Source organism: Rahnella laticis (assembly GCF_015644585.1).
Taxonomy (GTDB): Bacteria; Pseudomonadota; Gammaproteobacteria; order Enterobacterales; family Enterobacteriaceae; genus Rahnella; species Rahnella laticis.
Window position 1 is genome coordinate 15,197 of the sequence record NZ_JADOBI010000001.1, and the last position, 23,077, is coordinate 38,273.

Below are 23,077 nucleotides of genomic sequence, written 5' to 3' on the forward strand. Positions count from 1 at the left end.
ACCCATCTCGCGCTGCCATGTACCTTTTAAATGAATATTTGGTGTGCAGGTATCGCCCCAGTTAGGAATATATCTGGCGTTGCGCTTTTGAAATTATCCATGTTCGTTTTAGCCACAAAACTGCCACCGACGATGCCCGCTGAGGAGTGTCTCTTTATCACTACAACAGCGACGACCAGATAATCCACGCGGAACAAACCGGTGTACACCCGCGGCTAGAGCTGTTCAGTTACGACGAGAACCTGAACATAACCGGCACCGGATGGCGTACAGGCGGCAACGACGGTATCCCTGAACGGATAAATCAGGTCCAGCACGCCGAGCGGGTGATACGGCGGGGAAATTGTGAATACCGCTACGATACCGCCAGACGGCTGGAAGAGAAAAAGACAGAAATACCCGGTTTCCGCCCGCAGGTCTGGCGTTACCGGTGGGACGCTCTTAATCAGATACGTGGACTGATCACCCCCGAAGGTGAACGCTGGCAGTACGCCTGCGATGCCTTCGGCCGCCGGATCAGCAAACGGCGTGAAGGTGGCAACGGCAACAAACCCGCAGGCTACGATTATTTATGGAGCAGCGACCAGCTTATCGAAGAAACGACGGTTTACGCCGACGGCACCCCTGGCCGTGAAGAAAGCATTCACTGGCTGTATGAACCGGGGGCATTAACACCTCTCGCGCGCAGTGAGAAAGGTCAGCTGCATTATGTGGTCAGCGATCACCTGGCTAGCATTCCGTTTACACCAGCCTATTTCCCCAACGCTTTTTAGAAAGCCGATCAATAGTGTATTCTGATCTACATTCTGCTCACTGAGCCGCTACACCAATGGTTAATCCTTGAAATATCTTGCTTCGTTTCGCACAACGCTGAGAATCTCCCGTTACCTTTTCCGGGTGCTGGCGCTTATGTTGTGGACACTGGGTGTGTTGCTGACCACCTTTTATGTGCTGAATATCTTCCACAACAAAGAATCTGAGATCCGCGATGAGGATAACCTCAACTACGATCTGGCGCAGAGCTACGTCAAAAACTCCAATGACGTCATGCACAGCATAAAGTTTATGGCCGAAAAGCGTCTCAGCGATTCCATGAACGGGCTGGATATCATCAATGGCATGATCAGCACCAAAAACACGCCACCGACCTATCTTTCGCTGTTTCCTGAATCCGACTGTTCCCAGATTAACAGCAGCTACCGCAACTCGCTGGCCTCGCTGGGTAACATGATCCATTACTGGAAAGACAATTTCTCCGATGCCTACGATCTGAACCGTGTGTTCTATATCAGCGGCGAGAATTTGTGTCTGGTGGATTTTGGGGTCAGCAGCGAACCGCTGGAGCGTGAAAGTCAGGAGCAGCTGAAATCGTTGCACGAGAAAATCCTGCAATACCGCAACGGCAAGAATCAGGACAAAGCCAACAGCCTGTACTGGGTGTCGCAATCCGGCAATAAAGATTCCGGCTATCTGTATGTATTAACGCCAATTTATGTCGGTAATAAACTCGAAGCGCTGATGGGCATTCAGCAAAATTTGCGTCTGGAAGATTTGCTGAATCCTAACGCCCAGCACACCGGCGTGACGCTGCTGGATGAAGACGATCAGCCGTTGCTGAGCATTTCTGAAGATGACGGCAACACGGCGACGCTGGGAAATTACCCGGAAGAAAGCTCCTATTTCGGCTACATGAACGGCTATAAAGATCTCATTTATAAAAAACCGCTGACGCCATCCACGCTGAGCGTGGTTTATTCAATGCCGTTCAACACGCTGCTTGAACGGTTCAAGATACTGATTTTCAACGCCGTATTGCTGAATATTTTCTCCGGCCTGCTGCTGTTTATTCTGGCCTGGGTGTTTGAGCGCAAGATGTTTTTACCGGCGGAAGAAAACGCCTTCCGTCTGGAAGAGCATGAGCAGTTTAACCATAAAATTGTTGCCTCGGCGCCGGTGGGGATTTCGATTCTGCGCATCAGCGATGGCGTGAATATCCTGAGTAACGAGCTGGCGCATAATTATATCAATATGCTGACGCAGGAAGACCGCCAGCGTATTACGCGGATCATCTGCGACCAGCAGGTCAATTTTGTTGATGTGATTACCAAGAATAACAACAATATCCAGCTGAGTTTCGTTCACTCGCGCTACCGGAATGAGGACGTGGCGATCTGCGTTCTGATTGATGTCAGCTCGCGGGTGAAAATGGAGGAATCGCTCCAGGAAATGGCCAATGCGGCGGAGCAGGCCAGCCAGTCGAAATCCATGTTTCTGGCGACGGTCAGCCATGAATTGCGTACGCCGCTTTACGGGATTATCGGTAACCTGGATTTACTGCAAACGCAGGGTCTGCCGCAGGGCGTTGACCGCCTGGTGACGGCGATGAACAACTCCTCGGCGCTTTTGCTGAAAATCATCAGCGACATTCTCGACTTCTCGAAAATCGAATCCGAGCAGCTGAAAATCGAGCCGCAGGAATTCTCATGCCGTGAAGTGATTACCCATATTGCCGGCAACTACCTGCCGCTGGTGGTGAAAAAACACCTCGGCCTTTACTGCTTTATTGAGCACAACGTGCCGCTGTCGTTTAACGGCGATCCGGTGCGTTTGCAGCAGGTGATTTCCAACATCCTGAATAACGCGATCAAATTTACCGATACCGGCTGTATCGTTCTGAACGTCAGAACCTGCGGTAATTATCTGGAATTCCAGGTGCGCGATACCGGCGTGGGCATCCCGGAGCGGGAAATCACGCGCCTGTTTGACCCGTTCTTCCAGGTCGGAACCGGCGTGCAGCGCCACTTCCAGGGCACCGGGCTCGGGCTGGCGATTTGTGAAAAGCTGATCAACCTGATGGATGGCGATATTGACGTTGAATCTGAACCGGGGCTGGGCAGTTCGTTTACCGTGCGTATTCCGTTGTACAACGCCACGTTCCCGTCCGCAGAACCGCTCGATAACTGGCAGGACAAAACGGTCTGGCTGGATGTGCGTAACGCGTATCTGGAAAGCTATCTGATGCAGCTGTTGCGTTACCACGGTGCAAATATTCAGCGCTTTGAGGCGGGAATGCAAAGCCAGCGCGAAGATGTGCTGATCACCGATACGCCGCTCATCCACAAAGGTGAACTGGCGGCGCAGATTGAGTTTTCTATCGCACACATCGGGCCGCCGGTCGAGACGCGTCCGGGGTACTGGGTTCACAGCACCTCGACGCCGCTGGAAATCACCGCGCTGCTTAACCGTATTTACCGGCTGGAAACGTCAGCAGAAGAGGGCGGTTTACCGGCACCGGAAATCACTGTGGTTCACGATTACAGCGATATCACATTGCTGGTGGTAGATGACCATCCGATAAACCGGCGTCTGCTGGCAGATCAGCTGGGCACGATGGGATACGTCGTGGTGACGGCGAATGACGGTATGGACGCGCTGGACGCCATGCGTTCTCACGATATCGACATCGTGCTCAGTGACGTCAACATGCCACGGCTGGACGGTTACGGCCTGACGCAAAAACTGCGTGAGCTGGGCCATACGCTGCCGGTGATTGGCGTGACGGCCAACGCACTGGCCGAACAACGTCAGCGTTGTCTGGAAGCGGGGATGGATAACTGTCTGTCGAAACCGGTCACGCTGGAAACGTTGCGCGATACGCTGAGTTACTACAGCGCGCTGGTCCGCAAGAAGCGGGAAAGTGAGCCGGAATAGAAAAGCAAAAGGCACCCGGAGGTGCCTTTTTTATGTCTTAACGTTCAACAATCAGAGTAACGTCCTGAAACGTTAGTCTTTATCGACCGGCTGAGAGCTGACGGAAGACAGATAGTTAAGCAGGGCGATATCGTTTTCCACGCCCAGTTTCAGCATCGCAGATTTCTTCTGGCTGCTGATAGTTTTGATGCTGCGGTTCAGCTTTTTAGCAATCTCAGTCACCAGGAAGCCTTCTGCAAACAGACGCAGAACTTCGCTTTCTTTCGGAGACAGACGCTTGTCGCCGTAACCGTTGGCGCTGATTTTTTCCAGCAGTTTGGCAACGCTGTCAGGGGTAAACTTCTTGCCTTTCTGCAATGCGGCCAGCGCTTTGGGTAAATCGGTTGGCGCGCCTTGTTTGAGCACAATCCCTTCAATATCCAGATCCAGTACAGAGCTCAGGATCGCCGGGTTATTGTTCATGGTCAGAACAATAATGGACAGCTGCGGATAGTGACGTTTGATGTACTTGATCAGCGTAATGCCGTCGCCGAATTTGTCGCCCGGCATTGAAAGGTCAGTAATCAGAACATGGGCGTCAAGTTTGCTTAAGCTGTTAACCAGTGCTGTCGAGTCTTCGAATTCGCCGACAACGTTCACCCATTCAATTTGTTCAAGGGACTTACGAATACCAAACAGGACGATAGGATGGTCATCAGCAATAATTACGTTCATATTATTCATGTGATTAGCTACCTTGCTGGAGCAGTCTGGAGACAAAAGAATCAATGTGATTGATGGTTTCAGTAATCTGTAATGCATCGCCGTCTGCGATGTATTGTTCTAACGCTTCGCACATTTGCTTGCCGGGAGTCAGATTCAGCATGGCGAATACCCCCTTAAGGCGATGTGCTGTTTGTGACAGTGATGTAAAATCACGACGTTGGTTTTCATTATACAGTTTCTCAAGATCTTCCGGTACTGTCTCGACAAAAAGCTGATAGTAATCGCTTGATTTTAACTGCTTTTCGTACTGGTCGAGAGAGTCTTCGCCGGGTTCTTCGGGTGAAACACTGTCATCGGAAACAGAAAATTGCTGTTCGATTAACAGTAAGGTTGCGTCGATCAGCGCACTGCTGATGTTGTAATTGACGCGAATATAATGCTTTTCAAGCGGCTGGAAACCGGCTTCATCGTCGGTCAGCAGCAGCGTATATTTATCGCTGTTTTGTGCGTTATCCGTCAGCAGCACGTCGTACTCGCGCGTCACCTGGCGCTCATCTGCCACAATACACACCGCGCCATACGCATTCATGGTACGGGTGACAATGCCGCGAACTTCCTCCGACGTGATGTCGAGTAAAACCGTGACATCATTGAGCAGTTTCTCATGTTCGGCTTCGACTTCCTGCGCCTGCGGACGCTGCTTCACGCGCACGGTGTAGCGGGTTCCGATGTTCAGCTTACTGCGGATTTCGAGCTGACCGCCGAGCTTTTTGCACAGCTGATTACACAGGAAGAACGTCAGTCCTGACCCGTGATTAAAGCGATCGACTAACGTCTGGCTCAGGAAAGGATAATTCAGATTGCTCAATTCTTCCTTCGAAATTCCGCTGCCGGTGTCGGTAATGTGGAAAATCAGCTGGTCCGGGCGATCTTCGTCCTGTTCGCTGGTCAGCGTGATTTTGCCCAGCGACGTGGTCACGATGGCGTAATCAATCAGCAGTGACAGAATTTTCTTCACCGCCTGCATATCGCCCACGAAGGACGCTTCCGGCGCAATCTGGAAATGGTTCAGCAACCCTAACCCTTTCTGGCTGAGGCGGGGAAGGGCGTCGAGCAACAGTTCATCAACCATCGCCGATAACACATAACCGTCGCTGGAAGGCTGCCAGTCCTGCGTTTCCAGCCGCGTCAGCAGGGTAATATTGTCCACCAGCGTCAGCGCGTTACGCGATTCGTTGAGCAGCTTGGCTTCCAGCGTCAGACGCTCTTCCGGTTGCTGTTCTTCGGTCAGCGCCTGCGCCAGTCCGTTGAGTTCCTGAAGCGGCTGGTTAAGCTCAATACCCAGGTTATGCAGCATCAGTTTGCGCGCCTGCAGGTTCTTTTCGAACTCGCGTTTGGCCTGTTGCAGCGTCCGGTTCACCATCACTTCTTTGTCCTGGTCGTGCAGCATGAACAGGTAGGTTTCCGGTGAAATCTGGCTGCGGATCATGCGGATCTCGTACACCTCATTATTGACGGTGGCCTGGATCGTGCCGTGATGCTGCTCGGCCATATTGGCAATTTTATTCAGGCTCAGGTGCGGCAGCAGCTGATCGGCAATCTTGTTGCTCAGGATCACGCTGTGGTTGCTGAAGTTGTACACCAGCAAACCGAGCGGCAGACCGGAGATAATTTCCTGATTGAGCGCCTGCTGCATCTGCAACTGCGCCGCCATATTTTCGCTTGGGCGGATGTACTGATGGCGGATGAAATAGATGCTCGCCATCGCCAGCCCCATCAGGAACACATTGATGAGGATCAGCCAGAAGTTGTTGCGCGACAGATCCACAACCAGACTAAACAGCGGCACATGATAAGTCAGCGACAGCGGGGAATTGTTCAGCGGAACATTAAAGACCAGCGACCAGCCTTGCAGCGCAATGGTGCTTGCGGCGCCATCGTCGGTCGGATCTCCTTCATTGACGTCCGCGGTATTGCCGTTGAGCTGGAAATTATCCCGCGCCATGCTTGACGGGATCAGGTCGCTCATCGGCAAATCGAAGGCAATTACCGTCGCCAGATGGCCCGGATTATTGAAAGTCGTGCGCAGGGAGAATGAATATTCATTGCTCTGGCGGGATTTGCGCAGCGGAGAATAACTTTCCCGCTCGTCCAGCGTGTTGGCCTGCTGGAGCATTTCCGCACGGCGCGATTGCAGCGTGCTGGTGAAATAGTTTTCTTTCAGCCGGGAATCCTGCTGCTGCAACGGCACGGTAGTAATCAGCATCATGCTGTTGTCCTGGCCGTTGAGGTAATACAGGGAATAAGGCAGGGTGGTTGAGCCCCACTGATCGTCAAGAAATGCCGAGATTTTCAGCGTGAGATCCAGCGTCGAGCTGTCATGCGTGCCGAAAATCAGCGCATCCGTTTTCTTGTGCGGCTTGGAAACGAAGAACATATCCTGACGCAGACGAATTTCCTGCGCATTCACCGCATCGGGCGTCATCGGCTGGCCGGAAAAATCATCGTAAATCTGGTAGGTCATGTAGCGATATTTATCGATGCGCTTCTGCAACTGATCAGCAAGGGTTTGCGTCGTGTGCAGTTTGTCGTTCATGTACGCGTTGGTGTAGTTGTAACCGTAAAGGCCCAGCCCCACGACCAGCAACAGGATGAACAACCAGAAGAAACGCGTAATGTTGGTTGATGTCAGTGATAAATATTTACCAGCCATGATGATGAATTTTTTCCTTCATTCTTGTTATCACTCTTTTATCGGAGCACGGCTTTCGCGCAGACCGTGACACATAACATCATTGCCGCCACGCAGCCCAGTGCGACAGACAAACTGCTCAGTTGCGCGATAAAGCCAATCAGCGCGGGACCTGCCAAAATACCTGCATAACCCAGGGTTGTCACGGAAGCGATAGCCATGCTGGCGGGCATCGCCGTCTGATTTCCCGCGGCGCTGAACATGATCGGCACCAGATTCGACGCACCAAAACCGGTCATGATAAAGCCCAGACCGGCAAACCAGAGATTGTCCACCGTGGTCAGTAAAATCATGCCGAGGCTGGCGCACAGGCTGCCAAACATCAGCACTTTATAACGTCCCATTGCCGCAATAATACGGTCGCCGGTCAGGCGGCCAATGGTCATCGCAATGGAAAATACCGCATAACCCAGACCGGCCTGATGGGCGGAAACACCGCGTTCCGTGGTCAGGAACAGCGCGCCCCAGTCCAGCATTGAGCCTTCGGTCAGGAACATCACAAAACATAAAAAACCGAGCAAAATCACCCAGCCGCGCGGCAGAACAAACATCGGCCCGTCGCCGTCGTGGCGGGTGTCTTTCCAAAAATGAGGGCTGGTCAGCACCACTAAAACGGCCAGCGCTGCTACCACGATCATCACCGAAATAAACGGTGTCATGCCCAGAAAAAGCAGGCCGGTGATCGCCAGCGCGCCAAAAATACTGCCCATGCTGAAAAAGCCGTGGAACCCGGACATCATTGCGCGCCCGCTGGCTTTTTCGACCACCACGGCGTGAACGTTCATCGCCACATCGACCATGCCAATTGCTGCGCCAAACACCAGCAAAATCAGCGCCATACCTTCCACGCTGTTCATCAGCGTCAGTAACGGCAGCGCCAGCAAAAGCAATGTGCTGGCGATTAAAATCACGGTTTTGCACCCGAGTTTACCGGTGAGAAAACCGGTCAGTGGCATCGAAAATGTCGAGCCTGCGCCGATACACAGCAGCAATAATCCGAGCGTGCCGTCGCTGATATCCAGCCGTAATTTCACAAACGGCACCAGCGGTGCCCAGGCTGCCATGGCAAAGCCGGAAAGCAGAAAAATAAGCCGTGTCGCGTGTTGCTGTGCGACGCCGGGCTGAGGCATTCCGGCGCTCCGTTCTTCTGAAGCATTCTGTGAATCAACGTCTGAAACACTTTCTGTAGCAGGCTGTGTGAGCAGCGGGTCATGAGGCATGGTGCAAAATCCCTTTGTCCTGATTGGCGAAATTATAAAAAAAATTAATCAATCCTGCCTGCCGGTTTTTATCTCTCTGAAACGGGCCTGAAGGGGTTGCACGACAACCCGGTTTTTCGCTTAATCCGTCGCCTTTTAACGGCTGTCAGGCGCTGAAAAACATCACACAAACTTACTAACCGGGCATTTTATCAGAAAGCATAAGTCACTGTGATTGCGCATAGTCTTAATTATTTACCGGCGGAATACATTAGTGCCAGAAAATCTAAGAGGCGATCACACAATTGGTAAGTCAATTTGATGAGTTATCAGTGCGGCTAATGCTTGATTTTATTAATAATGATCCCGCTTAGTCTTTAAGGGGAAGTTGCAAACTTGTTATTTATCATCATGTTGTTTTTTAACGCTTTGGGCTAGAACAGGAATTACCCTCCGTCAAACTTATATTTCCACTCTGAACGATGAATAATTTTTATCTCAAAGATTATCTTTTTTTTATGCATTTAACTTAAATCATGCATATAACTTATGGAGTTTCGGACAAAAAGTTACCGTAACGATTACATAAAAAGAACATTTTAGCCTTAAGTGACGTGTCAATTGCTCGATTTGTAGTCTATGGCATTCCCCAACACCAGTTGGAAGTTAACCCATTTTCGTAATGGTCTTCATACCTGCTGAACCTCCCTTCTCTGGAACCGGAAAGCGTGGGCCATGCGCGTGTGAGTCTCAACTGGATGTTATAGGGGTACAACATGGCTCAGAACGGTAGCGTTGTTATTGATGTTCTCTCTCGTAAAAATGGTGCAGTAATCTCTCAGGTTTCCAGTGCCAGTCAGGATGTTACCCTCAATCAGGCCAGCATAATTCGCATTCACGGCACCCGTGACGCGGTGTCCAGCTATGAGCGCGTGGGCAATGATCTCGTTATCCACATGAAAGACGGCAGCACCGTCCGCTACCACAGCTTCTTCAATACCGAAGGTGCCGAAGACAGCGTTCTGGTATTCGATGATGGTGTTCATCCGATTGAACACGCCGCGTTTGTGGATACCGGTGCCACAGCCGGTGCCGTCCCGATTGTTCCCGCTTATCAGACCATCCCGGATATCGGTGTTCTGCTTGAAGATTCCTCCAATTTTAGCCCGGGCGTATTAGCCGCGGTGCTGGGCGTTGTGGCGCTCGGCGCGGGTATCGCGATTGCCGCAGGTGGCGGCGGTGGTGGTGGCGGGGGCAGCAGCAGTAATAACGGCGGAAGCGATGGCGGCAACAACGGGGGCAATAACGGCGGTAACAATGGCGGTAACAATGGTGGGAACGGGGGCAACAACGGCGGCGGGACTGTTGGCAGTGGCCAGCCAGCCACGTTATCCCTCGGAGCGTTTGCCGGTGACAACATCCTCAATGCGGCTGAATCGCGCATTGCGCAAATTTTCTCGGGTACTGCAGGTAACGTGACTGCGGGTCAGACCATCACCCTGAGCATCAACGGAAAATCCTACACCAGCACAGTGGGCGCGGACGGCAAATGGAATATCAATCTGCCGTCGCTTGATTTACAAAATCTGGCAGATGGTACCTATGTCGTTTCCGTCACCGTGACCGGCACTGACGGGCAGTCTGTGACAAAAGGCGTCACCGTGGTGGTGGATACCACACCGCCGGTACTGACCGTCAATCCGGTGGATGGCGACAACGTCATCGATGCGATTGAACATCAGCAACCGCTGGTCGTGAGCGGAACCGCCTCGGTTTCTGAAGCCGGGCGCACCGTCGATGTGGTACTTAACGGCGTGCACTACAGCGCCACCGTGACCTCAGAAGGCACCTGGTCCGTGACGATCCCGGCCAACGTCGTTTCTGCGCTGGCTGAGGGAAATTACACCCTCACCACCTCGCTGACGGATGCCGCCGGTAACTCAACCACGACGCCGGAAAGCTTTGTCATCAATGACAGCGCGGGCATTCTGACCGTCAATCCGATTTCCGGCGACGGCCAGCTCAACGCGACCGAAGCGCAGTCCGCGCTGGTGATCACCGGGACGACGTCAAATGTCGCGGCCGGTACGCAAATTACCGTGGTTCTCGGCGGCGTGACGTATCACACCACCACTAACGCTGACGGCGGCTGGAGCCTTAGTGTGCCTTCCACGGCGCTGCAGGCGCTGACCGATGGCGAAACGACCCTGACCGTCAGTCTGGTCGATGCTCAGGGCAATACCATCAGCCAGACTGCCGATCTTAACGTGGCTATTCACGGCGTACCGCCAACGCTGGATCCGGTATTTGGCGGCGACAACACGCTTGATGGCAGCGAATCCACCGCCACGCAGACTCTGACGGGTAACACCGGCCTGAAAGGCGACGGCCAGACAGTCACCGTGACCATTGGCGGGCAGCAACTGACCGGCACGGTCGACAGCGATGGCAGCTTTACCGTCAGCGTACCGCCGTCTGTGCTCGGCACTCTGCCACAAGGCAGCAATAATATTACGGTGACCGTGACGGATACTGCGGGCAACCATAACACCCTCACCACGCCGGTGAGCGTTGACACCATTGCGCCAACGCTCACCGTCAATCCGCTGGAAGGCGACGGCTATATCAGCGTGGCTGAAGCGGCGGGTGCGATGACCCTGACCGGGACGGCGTCGGTGACTGAGGCCGGGCGTCCGGTGGTTGTTACGATCAATGGCGTGGATTATCCCGGTGCAATCGTTCAGCCGAACGGCACCTGGAGCGTGAATATTCCGGCCGGTTCCCTGAGCAATCTCGATCAAAATGTCACGGTCACGGCGACCCTGACCGATGCTGCCGGTAACTCCACCACCAATACCAGCACAATTCACGTGGCTTCCGATCCGCTTCTGCCGCCGGTTATCACCGTGAATACGTTCGCGTCCGATAACATTCTTGACGGAGCAGAACGTCTGACAGCGCAAACGATAAGCGGAACCTCAACCCGTGTCGAAGAAGGGCAGATTGTCTCCATTACCCTGAATGGTCACACATACACTGCTACAGTCGGTGCCAGCGGTAACTGGAGTGTTATTATTCCGGCCGCTGACGTGGTTGTGCTGGGCGATGGCCCGCAGACCATTACCGCCAATGTGTCTGACAAAGCGGGCAACGTGGCGGCGCCGGGCACCGATCAGTTTAACGTGGACGCTTCCCGGGACGGCATCGCCATCGATCCGGTTGGTGGCGACAACGTCATTAACGCCGTAGAAACGGCAGATGGTATTTTGGTCACTGGTACGACGCTGGGTGTCGCGCCGCTTGCGGTGGTCACCGTGACCTTTGGTGGCTTGGTTCGTCTGGCAATCGTTCAGTCGGATGGCCGCTGGTCATTAGCCCTGTCACAGTCTGATCTGCAATCGCTGGATCCGAGCACGCTCATCTTTACCGCGAGCGTTCAGGCGATCGACTTAACTATATTGAGCAATAGTGTCTCTGTAGGTGTCGATAATCTCGTACCTGTGCCAACCCTCAATACACCGTTTGGTGACGGCTATCTCAATATTGCCGAAGCGGCAACGGCTGAAACGCTGACCGGCACCACCGGGAAAACCGGTGACGGGCAGATTGTGACCGTGACGATTGGCGGTCATACCTACAACGCCACGGTGGATGGCAACGGTGCATGGTCGGTCAGCCTTCCGTCCGCCGATTTGCAGGCGTTACCGGCGGGCAGTAACGCGATTGTGGTCAATGTGACGGACAGCGCAGGCAACACCGCGACGCTGAACGCTACCACAACGGTCGATCTGACCGCGCCAGCGCTGGCCATCAACCCGGTCTCCGGCGACGGTTACGTCAATATCAGTGAAGCGGCAGCAGATATCGCCGTCACCGGCACGGCGTCCATAGCTGATGCAGGGCGCACCGTCACGGTAACGCTTAACGGCCAGACCTACACCGGCGTTGTCGGCGTCAACGGGCAGTGGAGTGTGACAGTGCCAGCCGGTGCGCTGGCCGGTGTGGCCGACGGACAATATCCGCTGACCGCACAGCTTTCTGATGCAGCGGGCAACAGCACGACAGTCAGCGCGAATGTTCAGCTGGCCACCGATCCGGCTTCCGCGCCGACCCTTACCCTCAATGCTTTTGCGGGTGACAATATTGTCGATGGCGCCGAGCAAAGAGCGGCACAGACCCTGAGCGGCACGACCACGCATGTGGAAGCCGGTCAGATCGTTTCCATCCTGCTCAACGGCATCACTTACACGGCGACCGTGCAGGCCAATGGCAGCTGGAGCACCAGCGTTCCTTCTTCTGCGCTGACCGCGCTGGCTAACGGAACGCTGCAAATCACCGCCACCGTGCTCGATAAAGCCGGGAATCCGGCCAGCGGTTCGGAAGAGATTACCGTTAACAATCTGCAAAGCGGTCTGTCCGTGAATCCGGTGACCGGCGACAATCAGCTGAATGCGTTTGAAGCGGCGGCGGGTGTCACCATCAGCGGAACTTCGGTCAACGTGCCGGTAAACGGTGTCGTGACCATTACGCTGAACGGCAAAACCTATACCGCCACCGTCGGCGTGGGCGGTGCCTGGAGTGCGCTGGTTTCTGCCAGCGATCTGGCGACGCTCAGCGATGGCCCGAACACCATTCGTGTCAGCGCGACCGATGCCACCGGAAACCCGGTCAGCAGCACCGACGTTCTGAACGCCATTATTCATAACCTGCCAGCCGTAACTCTCAACCCGCCATTTGGCGATGGCATTCTGAATGCCGCCGAAACAGGCGTCAGCCAGACGCTGACCGGGAATACCGGCGTTTCAGGTGGTGGCCAGACGGTGACTGTCACACTGGGCGGTGAAACCTACACCGCAACGGTGGGCGGCGATGGTTCATTCACCGTCACCGTTCCGTCAACGGCGCTTTCCTCGCTGGGTCAGGGGGCGACAACGATTCAGGTTGCGGCTTCCGATGCTGCGGGCAATACCAGCAACATCACGGTTCCGGTCACCGTTGATACCGTGGCACCGACAGTCTCAATCAACCCGGTTGCCGGTGATGGCACCATTAATGCCGCAGAAGCGGGCGCGGTTATTGCGGTAACCGGCACGACGGGCGTGACAGAAGTCGGCCAGACCGTGACGGTTTCCATCGGCGGGCACACGTATACCGGTGTGGTCGCGGCAGGTGGTGCGTGGACGGTGAATATTCCGGCTGACGCGCTGGCCAGCGTTGCCAACGGTCAGTACACCCTGACGGCGAGCATTACCGATGCGGCAGGCAACACCGGCAGCACCAGCACACCGGTGACTATCGTGGCGGATCCGGCACTTCTGCCAACGATTACTGTGAATGCCTTCGCCGGTGACAACACGCTCGATGGCGCAGAACGCCTGACCGCGCAGCTCATCAGCGGGACGACCTCCCATGTGGAAGCCGGGCAGACGGTGACCATCACGCTGGGGACGCACACTTACAGCGCCACCGTGCTGGCCAGCGGCGCGTGGAGCGTTTCCGTTCCGGCGGCTGATTTGCAGGAACTGGGCAACGGTCCGGCGTCCATCAATGTTTCCGTCAGCGATAAAGCAGGTAACCCGGCGGCCGGCAGCGATGCGATTACCGTAAACTCAACACTTGGCGGCATTTCCATCGACACCATTGCCGGTGACAACAACGTCAACGTGGCGGAAGCAGCGGCGGGGATCACCATCAGCGGCTCCGCCAGCAATGTCCCGATTGGCGCCGTCGTCACCGTCTCGCTGGGCGGGCAGAATTACCCGACAACGGTCATTGATGCCGCCGGTCACTGGTCAGTGAATATTCCGTCATCCGCCTTTGCGGGGCTGGCGGATGGCACCAGCCATGTGATCGCCACCACAGTGAGCACCGATCTGGGTACCGTCACCAGCACGGTGGATATCGGTATTTACGCTCATGCGCCGGTACCGACGATCAATACTCCGTTTGGTGACGGCCAGCTGGGCACCACCGAAGCGGCCGCCGCGCAGACTCTGACCGGGACTACCGGCCTGACCGGCGACGGCCAGACGGTTGAGGTGATCATCGACGGTCATACCCTGACCGGCACCGTAGCCAGCAACGGCACCTGGACGGTCACCGTGCCAGCGGGCACTCTGACGAACGCCACCGAAGGCCCGACGCCAATTCAGGTTAACGTGACCGATGCCGGTGGCAACACCGGCACCACGAGCGGTTCGGTCAATATCGACTTCACACCGCCGACGCTGACGCTTGCCAACGTTGCAGGCGATAACGTCATCAACGCGCAGGAACTGGCCGGTATTATCACGCTTTCCGGGCAGGCGGATGCGGCCGATGCCGGGCAGACAGTGACATTGCAATTTGGCGGCCAGACTTATCAGGCCCTCGTGCAACCTGGCGGTACGTGGAGCTTCGATGTTCCGGCGGGGACGCTGACCGGCACGGCAGACGGCAGCTATACGCTGACCGCCACGCTGAAAGATCTGGCGGGCAATACCACGACGACGACGGAAACGTACACCGTGGTTGCCGCGCATCCGCCGGTGCCATCACTCAACACGCCGTTTGGCGATACCTTCCTCAACCGCAACGAAGCCGATGTTGCCCAAACCCTGACCGGGACGACAGGTCTTCTGGGCGCAGGCCAGACGGTGGTGGTGAATATTGAGGGCGTCAATCACCCGGCGACTGTCGATGCGAACGGTGTCTGGACGGTTACTCTCAGCGCAACGGATTTGCAGGCCATATCTGAAGGCCCGCAAACGGTTCTGGTCACGGCAACCGACAGCGTCGGCAACGTGGGCACCGTCAGCAGTGCAATCACAGTCGATTACACGTTGCCAACGCTGAGCTTTAACCCGGTGGCGACGGATAACATCATCAATGCCGCCGAAGCGCTGCAACCGGTGGTGATCAGCGGAACGTCCGATCTGCCGGATGCCGGCCAGACGGTTTCTGTCGTGCTAAGCTTCAACGGCGTGACTTACAACGCCGTTGTCCAGCCGGATGGCAACTGGAGCTTCACGCTGCCAAGTGGTGTGGTGCAGGCACTGACGGATACTACCTACACGCTGACGGCAACCATCACCGATGCGGCCGGGAACGTCACAACCGGAACTCATACCTTCAGCGTCGATGCGTCTGCGGCTAATTTGCCAACGCTGACCATTACCGCAGTTTCCACCGATGATTACATCAACGCTATCGAGAAAGGGAATGATGTCCCGATCACCGGGACCACCACGCATGTTGAAGCAGGTCAGATTGTCTCGGTAGTGTTTAATGGAACCATCTACACCGCTATCGTACAGCCAAACGGAAGCTGGGAGGCGAGTGTACCGGCGGCAGATCTGGTCGGATTGTCCGACGGGCCGCTGACGGTTACGGCGTCCGTGACTGACACAGCGCAGAACCCGGCGACGGCGTCGCACAATGCCACCGTGATTGCCCAGCCGGGTGATTTGCCAACGGTGACCATTAACGCGGTGTCCGGCGACGGCAACTTCAACATCATCGAACACAACCAGGCGACGACCATTACCGGGACGTCTACCCATGTTCCTGTGGGCGGAATTATCACGCTGGTCATCACCGGTGAAGGTTATACCCACACGTATACCGCGACCGTGCAGGCCAATGGTAGCTGGAGTATTCCGCTGACGGCGGCGCAGGTGCAGGAATTGCCAGCGGGCAATAACATCTTCACCGTGACGGCGGATGACGTGGCGCAAAACGTGGCGACCGCGACGCAAAACGTCACGGTAGACCTGATTGCTCCGACGCTGAGTGTCACGGTGAATACCGGCGGTGACGGTTACATCAATCTGGCTGAGGCCGTGGCAGGCCTTCCGCTTACCGGTCTGACGGACCCGAATCTGGTCGTCAAAATCACGCTTAACGGTAAGGATTACTTCAGCACGGCCAACGACTCCGGCGTGTGGACGCTGAATATTCCGGGCGTGGATCTTCAGGCCATCACCACGGACGGCAGCAAAACGGTCAGCGTCAGCGTCAGCGATACAGCCGGAAACACCGCCAGTAACTCGGCTAATTTCACGCTGGCAATCCATGCGCTGCCAGCGCTGACGCTGGGCGTTGTGGCCGGTGATGGCGTGCTTAATATCAGTGAAGCGGCTGCCGGGATCACTCTCACCGGCACCAGCAGCGGGCTGGCACCGGGGTCGATCGTTCTGGTGACCATTCCGGGGCTGGCGACGCCGGTATCGGGGACGGTCAATCCGGACGGACTTGGCTGGACTGCAACCGTTGCGCCGGGCGCGCTCAGCGACCTGACAAGCGGCGTGGTGCAGGTCACCGTGACGGCGCAGGACGTGGCCGGTAATCCGGCGTCTTCCAGCGCCAGTCTGGATATCGAGCTGGGCGCACCGCCGGTTCCGACGATTAATACGCCGTTCACCGACGGCATTCTGAACGTCGCTGAAGCGGCAGCCACTCAGCTGATTACCGGTACTACCGGCATTACCGGCCCGGGCCAAACCGTACTGGTGACCATTGACGGCACACCGGTGCTGGCAACGGTCGGCAATAACGGCGTCTGGACGGCCACCGTGCCTTCCGGCCTGTTGCAGGGGCTGGCGGATGCGACGCACACCATCAGCGTGACCACCACCGACAGCGCGGGCAATGTCAGCACTGCCGGTACCCTTGATTTCACCGCACTGACGCATACCTTGCCGGTAGCTGGCATCAACACGCCATTTACCGACGGCATCCTGAACTTCGATGAAGCGTCTAATCCGCTGGGGCAGGTCATCACCGGCACCACCGGGATCACCAGCCCGGGCCAGACCGTTACCGTGGTCATCAACGGTAATGCTGTGCCGGTTGTGGTTGATGCAACGAACGGAACCTGGAGCGTTTCACTCACATCCGCCCAGCTGTTGTCCTTGCAGGATGGCACCTGGCCGGTGGTGGTGACCGTAACCGACAGCGCCGGAAACTCCTCAGTGCTGCCAGTTTCTGTCGGGGTGCAGATTCACTCCCTGCCTGCGCCGACCATCGATTTGCCATTTGGCGATGGTACGCTGAATATTTCGGAAGCTTCAGTGCTTACCGGTGGGCAGACAATTACGGGGACAACTGGTGTCATCGGTGCCGGGCAGACGGTCAGTGTGGCTATTGCTGGCATGACCGGAAGTCCGTTTACGGCAACCGTAGATGAGACCACCGGGCTCTGGAGCCTGACCCTGACCCCGACTCAACTGGCAACGCTGGGGCTGGCTACGGCCTCCCACGTGATTACCGTCACGGCAACGGATTCCGTCGGTAACCATACGGATGCAACGCTGAGCTTTACCTCACACCTTTCTGCACCAACCCCGAGCATCGACACGCCATTTGGGGACGATATTCTCAGTATCAGCGAAGCGGCTGGCATCAATGTTATTACCGGGAATACTGGCATTACTGGTAATAACCAAAACGTGAAACTGACGATTGACGTCGGCGGTACGACTTACACAGGAACCGTTGATCCGCTCACCGGTGTCTGGGCTGTCTCTCTACCTGCCGGTGTCCTCAGCTCGCTGGGCAATGGCACCCACGATATCAATGTGACGGTCACGGATGCGGCGGGTAACAGCACATTGACAACCCTGCCGTTTACCAGTTTTGTGACGACGCCAAGCGTGACGATTGATACGCCGTTCGTTGATGGGCATTTGAGTGCAACTGAAGCCGGAAGTACGCAGACACTGACCGGGACTACCGGGATCCTCGGTGCAGGGCAAACTATTTCAGTCCTGATTGCAGGTCAGACGTTTACCAATGGCACGGTTGAAAGCACCGGGCACTGGTCCTTGTCGCTGGACTCTGCGGCCCTCGCCACTCTGGCGCAGGGCGCTCAGACCGTGGTGGTCACCGTAACGGATCCGGGCGGTAACTCAGGATCGGCCTCGGCTAGCGTCGGCATTGCGGTAACACTGTTGCCGACGGTCGCCATAACGTCCTTTGCCGGAACCGGGTTCGACCTGACCTACGCCGAAAGTCTTAACCCACAAACCATTACCGGGACGACAAGCCACGTTGAGGCCGGGCAGAAAGTAACGGTCACGGTAGGCGGTATCAGCCATGAAGCCACGGTTCTGGCCGACGGCTCCTGGAGTGTGACACTAACATCAGCTGAGCTGAACACATTAGCCGGCGCTACTGCTGTCAGTGCATCGGTTTCCGATGTGGCGGGTAACGCTGCGCCAACTGCCGTTGCGCCAATTACGGTTGACCTCAGCGTTCCTGCTACGCCTACTCTGACTATCGATCCGGTGACCGGTGATAACGTTATTAACGTGGCCGACGGCAATCCGGTGAATATCATTGTGTCCGGTAAAACGATTAGTGTTCCGGATAATACGGTCGTCACGGTCTTCGTCGGAGGAAATGAGCATACGGCAACCGTTACTGCCGGTGTCTGGACGTTAAGTGTGGCGGCCAGTGAGTTTGCGGATGGCGGCACGACAACGGTGACGGCGACAACGTCGAGCCCGGTAACCAGTGCCATACAAACGGTGCTGGTGGATATCACCACACCAACCGTCACCATCAACGCCTTTACAACTGACGATATCCTGAATAATACCGAGTCAAAATCGGCACAAACCATTTCAGGTACGGCAGACCTGTCGGATGTGGGCCGCGTGGTGACCGTCACGCTGAACGGTAAAACCTATAACGCTACGGTGTTATCAAATGTGACCACGGGCGTATGGTCGGTCAGCGTACCGGCTGCCGATTTGCAGGCATTACCGCAGACCGCGACAGGCGGAAACAACGTTATCACCGCAACCCTGACGGATGCGGCGGGTAACACCGGCAGTGCGGTACCGCATCCGATTACAGTTGATACCGCACCACCGCTGCTGGGTATTGATGCGGTGGCTGGCAACAACGTTCTCAATCTGGTGCAGGCGCTGGGTACGGTCTTACTGAGCGGAACATCCTCGGGTGCTGACGGGCAAACCGTCACCTTGACGTTGGGCGGCAGTCCGCTGGCCACAGCGGTTATTCAGCCGGGCGGCCTGTGGTCGGTTAACCTGACGCCGGGGCAACTGAGTTTGCTCAATGACGGCACACTGACGCTGGCCGCGACGGTCACGGATGCTGCGGGTAACACCACTTCCGTCAGCACCGGGCTGAATATCTTCTTCAACCATCTGCTGGATCTGACCCTGACCAGTGGTCTGGGGCTGACCGACGGCTACCTGAACCTGGCGGAATCTCAGGTTGCGCAGGTGCTTAGCGGAACAGCCATCGGGGCCGGAGTAGGCTCCATTATCACCACCACCATTGCCGGAACACCACTGTCTGCAGTCGTCGGTGCTAACGGCTTGTGGTCAATGGTGATACCGGCGGGCGTTCTCGGCGCGCTGACGAGTGGTGCCAAGGTCATCGATCTGACCATTACCGACTCAGCAGGCAATTTAAAACTTGAAACGCTGAACCTTGATGTCGTCAAAACGGTTCCTGTGCTGGGCGCGCTGAATCCTATCTTCGGCGGCAACAGCCTGCTCAATGCGCTTGAATCTGGGGTTGCTCAGGCCATTGGCGGGGTGGCAACGGCGGTGGACGGCACGGCAGTGACCGTGACGCTCGGCGGTAAAACATACAACACCACCGTGACGGCGGGTGCCTGGAACATCAATATTCAACCGGGGGATTTGGCGTTACTGACGGACGGGAATCTGAGTCTGGGGATTACCCTGACCGATGTGGCGGGCAACTCCACCAGCACCAATATTCCGGTGGGCATTGCAATCCACAACCTGCCAACCGTCGTGCTTAACACAGTGTTTGGCGACGGCGTGCTCAATATCGCCGACTTGCTGGTCAGTCAGACGATCAGCGGGACCGTGTCGAACGTGGCAGCAGGAACGGCGATTGCGGTGCAGGTCGGTACACAGACGATTAATGGCGTGGTCGATGCGACGGGGCATTTCCTGGTCACCGTCACACCGGACATTCTCAGCACACTGGCTGGTACGACAGCGGCGGTGAGCGTCAGCGTCGTGGATGCGGCAGGTAACGTCGGCACTGCGGCGGCCAACGCCGTTCTCGACCTCGTCAGACCGGTCATTAACCTGACTTCTGTGCTCGGCGACGGGCTGCTCAGCGCGGCTGACGCCCTGACCACGCAGGTGATTGGCGGGACGATCGGTGGCGTGGCGACCGGCACGCAGGTTCAGGTGACGCTCGGCGGAAAAACCTTCCTCGGCGTGACCGACAACACCGGTGCCTTCAGCATCACCCTGCAACCGGGTGACCTGAAAGCGCTGGGCGACGGCACCTTTGTGGTCGGCGTTTCGGTCACGGACAGCGGTGGCAACACCACCACGGTCAATGGTTCGCTGACGTCCATTGTCAACGCGATACCGAAAATCGTGCTGGATCCGATCTTTGGCGGTGACGGAATTCTCAACGCTGCCGAAGCGCTGCTCACGCAGACCATCAGCGGGACGGTCACAAACGGGCGCGTCGGTGAAACGGTCAATATCAACGTCGGCGGCGGTCTGTTCAATCTGACCGCAACAGTGGGCAGCGACGGCAAGTTCTCCGCGTCACTCTCGCCGCTGCAACTGGCCGGATTGCTTGACGGTAATCTGACGATCGTCACCTCGGTGACCGATCCGGTGGGCAACACCGCATCGAATACTGTCGGCATCAACGTCGGTATCCACAATCTGCCATCGATTGTTCTTAACCCAATCTTTGGTGATGGCGTGCTTAACGTCGTTGACCTGCTGACGGGTCAGACCATCAGCGGTGTCGCCAGCAACGTGGCGGTGGGAACTCAGGTACAGATTAGCCTCAACGGTAAAAACTACGTGGCAACAACCGGTACCGGCGGCGTATTCAGCGTCACCGTTCCGGTGGTGGATCTGAAGACCATTCTCAATGGCTCGCCAAACGTGGTCGCCAGCCTGACGGATGCCACCGGCAACCCGGCGTCGGTGACCAGTGTACTGAGCGTGGTCGCGCAGTCTCTGCCAACCATTACCCTCAATCCGCTGTTTGGCGATGGCCTGCTCAACGCCGCCGATGCGCTGCTCACCCAGACCATCAGCGGGACCACCACGAACGCGCAGGGTTCGACCGTCAGCATCAATGTCGGCGGTAACATCCTGACCGCGCTGGTGAAAGCCGACGGCACCTTTAGTGTCGCGATCCCGCAACTGACGCTTTCGAGCCTGCTCGACGGTACGCTGAACGTGGGCGCATCTGTCACTAACGCCGCCGGTAATGCGGTGAGCGGCAACGCAACGGCGACGGTGGGGATTCATACGCTGCCATCGCTGGTGGTCAACACGCTGTTTGGTGGCGACCATTATCTGAATGCGGCGGAAGCGGGCGCAAACACCAACATTACCGGGACGTCCAACCTGGCGAACGGCACGGTGAGCGTAACCGTCGGGACGGTGACGCATACCGGCACCATCACTAACGGCGTCTGGAGCGTGCCGTTTACCTCCGCAGAACTCAAAGGGCTGGCCGACGGTTCGACGCAGGTTTCCGTGGTGGTTACGGATGCGGTGGGCAACATTGCGACCTCCTCGAATCTGCTGACCGTGCTGACCCATGAACTGCCACTGGTGGCGCTCAATCCGTTACTCGGCCTGACCCTTGGCGTGGTGGGCGGTATTCTTGGCGGGCAGGGGCTGACGCTGAGCGGGACCAGCCGCAACATCGCACAAGGCGGTCTGGTCAGCGTGACCTTGCTGGGGAATACGCTGGCGGGCACCGTTCAGTCCGATGGTTCATGGACCGTTAAGTTCAGCAGCGCATTGCTGAGCAGTTACGGACTGACCGGGTTGCTGGCGGCATTACTTGGCGCGGTTGTTGAGCTTAAAGCCGTCGATGTGGCAGGTAATGGTTTTGATGCGCACGTCGGGCTGACCGTTGGTTCAACGTTGCCTGCTGACACCCAGACGCTCGCCGTTCAGTCCCTGGCAGTCGAGGACACCCATACGCTGGCAGCGGTTCACACCACCGATACCAGCAGTTCAACCACAGACACCACCACCCACACCACCAGTACGCTGACCGATCCGCTGGTCACGGCGGACACCAGTTCGTCTGCCGCCAGCACCTCGACCAGTACAACGTCGGAAACCACATCTCATGCGGACACGGCGTTCTCAATTGGCGGCGTCACCATCGACCTGACGGCAACGGACGGCGTGGCGATCGGCGGCTCCGGTAACGACACCATTTCGGTTCATACCCTTGATTTCTCGCAAATCGACGGCGGAACCGGTGTCGATACCTTGCTGCTGGCGGGCACCAACCAGCATCTGGATCTGACCCTGCTCGGGCTGAAAGTTGAACATATCGACATCTTCGATTTGGGCACTTCCGGCACCAACAGCATCTCGCTGAATCTGCACGAGGCGCTGAACGTGAAGGACAACCCGACGGATGAAGTGATCATCAAAGGGGGCGAAGGCAGCCTGGTGAACCTGCAAATGGGCACCGACGGCGCGTGGGCTGAAACCGGGCAACGCACGGTGGATGGCCTGACCTTCGACGTTTACCACAATGCTTCACTGGATGCATCCAACACGTTGGGAGACGTACTGGTGCAACACGGTTTACACGTTCAGCAAAACTAGTTGTCAATCGGAATGCGGTCTGCTCCCTCCCCTGCGAAGGGGAGGGTTGGGGTGGGGTATTAATGGCGACTCGGGCGTTGCCAGCCAAACCCCCTCCCAACCTC

At 56.5% G+C, this 23,077-nt stretch carries 6 protein-coding genes; 3 read left to right on the plus strand and 3 right to left on the minus strand.

Going from position 1 to position 23,077, the window contains the following annotated elements:
- Positions 1-146 precede the first annotated feature (146 nt).
- A complete protein-coding gene (locus IV433_RS26330) occupies positions 147-773 on the plus strand; it encodes an RHS repeat domain-containing protein (RefSeq protein WP_195812936.1) in 627 nt (208 codons plus the stop codon).
- 67 nt (positions 774-840) lie between these two features.
- Complete coding sequence (gene rcsC, locus IV433_RS00055) at positions 841-3,711, plus strand: two-component system sensor histidine kinase RcsC (protein ID WP_195812935.1); 2,871 nt, start codon at positions 841-843, stop codon at positions 3,709-3,711.
- Positions 3,712-3,783: 72 nt separating this feature from the next.
- Here rcsC and rcsB read toward each other — a convergent pair whose 3' ends face one another.
- The 3 genes from rcsB to IV433_RS00070 are packed head-to-tail and all read right to left on the minus strand — an operon-like array spanning position 3,784 to position 8,298.
- Positions 3,784-4,434 (minus strand): response regulator transcription factor RcsB, encoded by a 651-nt coding sequence (gene rcsB / locus IV433_RS00060; protein ID WP_013574620.1) that lies wholly within the window; start codon positions 4,432-4,434, stop codon positions 3,784-3,786.
- A gap of 4 nt (positions 4,435-4,438) precedes the next feature.
- Complete coding sequence (gene rcsD, locus IV433_RS00065; protein ID WP_195812934.1) at positions 4,439-7,129, minus strand: phosphotransferase RcsD; 2,691 nt, start codon at positions 7,127-7,129, stop codon at positions 4,439-4,441.
- Between the two features lie 38 nt (positions 7,130-7,167).
- Entirely contained in the window at positions 7,168-8,298 is a 1,131-nt protein-coding gene (locus IV433_RS00070) for an MFS transporter (RefSeq protein WP_229893147.1), read from the minus strand.
- A gap of 845 nt (positions 8,299-9,143) precedes the next feature.
- Between IV433_RS00070 and IV433_RS00075 the strand changes: the two genes are divergently transcribed.
- On the plus strand, positions 9,144-22,973 hold the full coding sequence (locus tag IV433_RS00075) for an Ig-like domain-containing protein (protein ID WP_195812933.1): 13,830 nt from the start codon (positions 9,144-9,146) through the stop codon (positions 22,971-22,973).
- Positions 22,974-23,077: the final 104 nt, after the last annotated feature.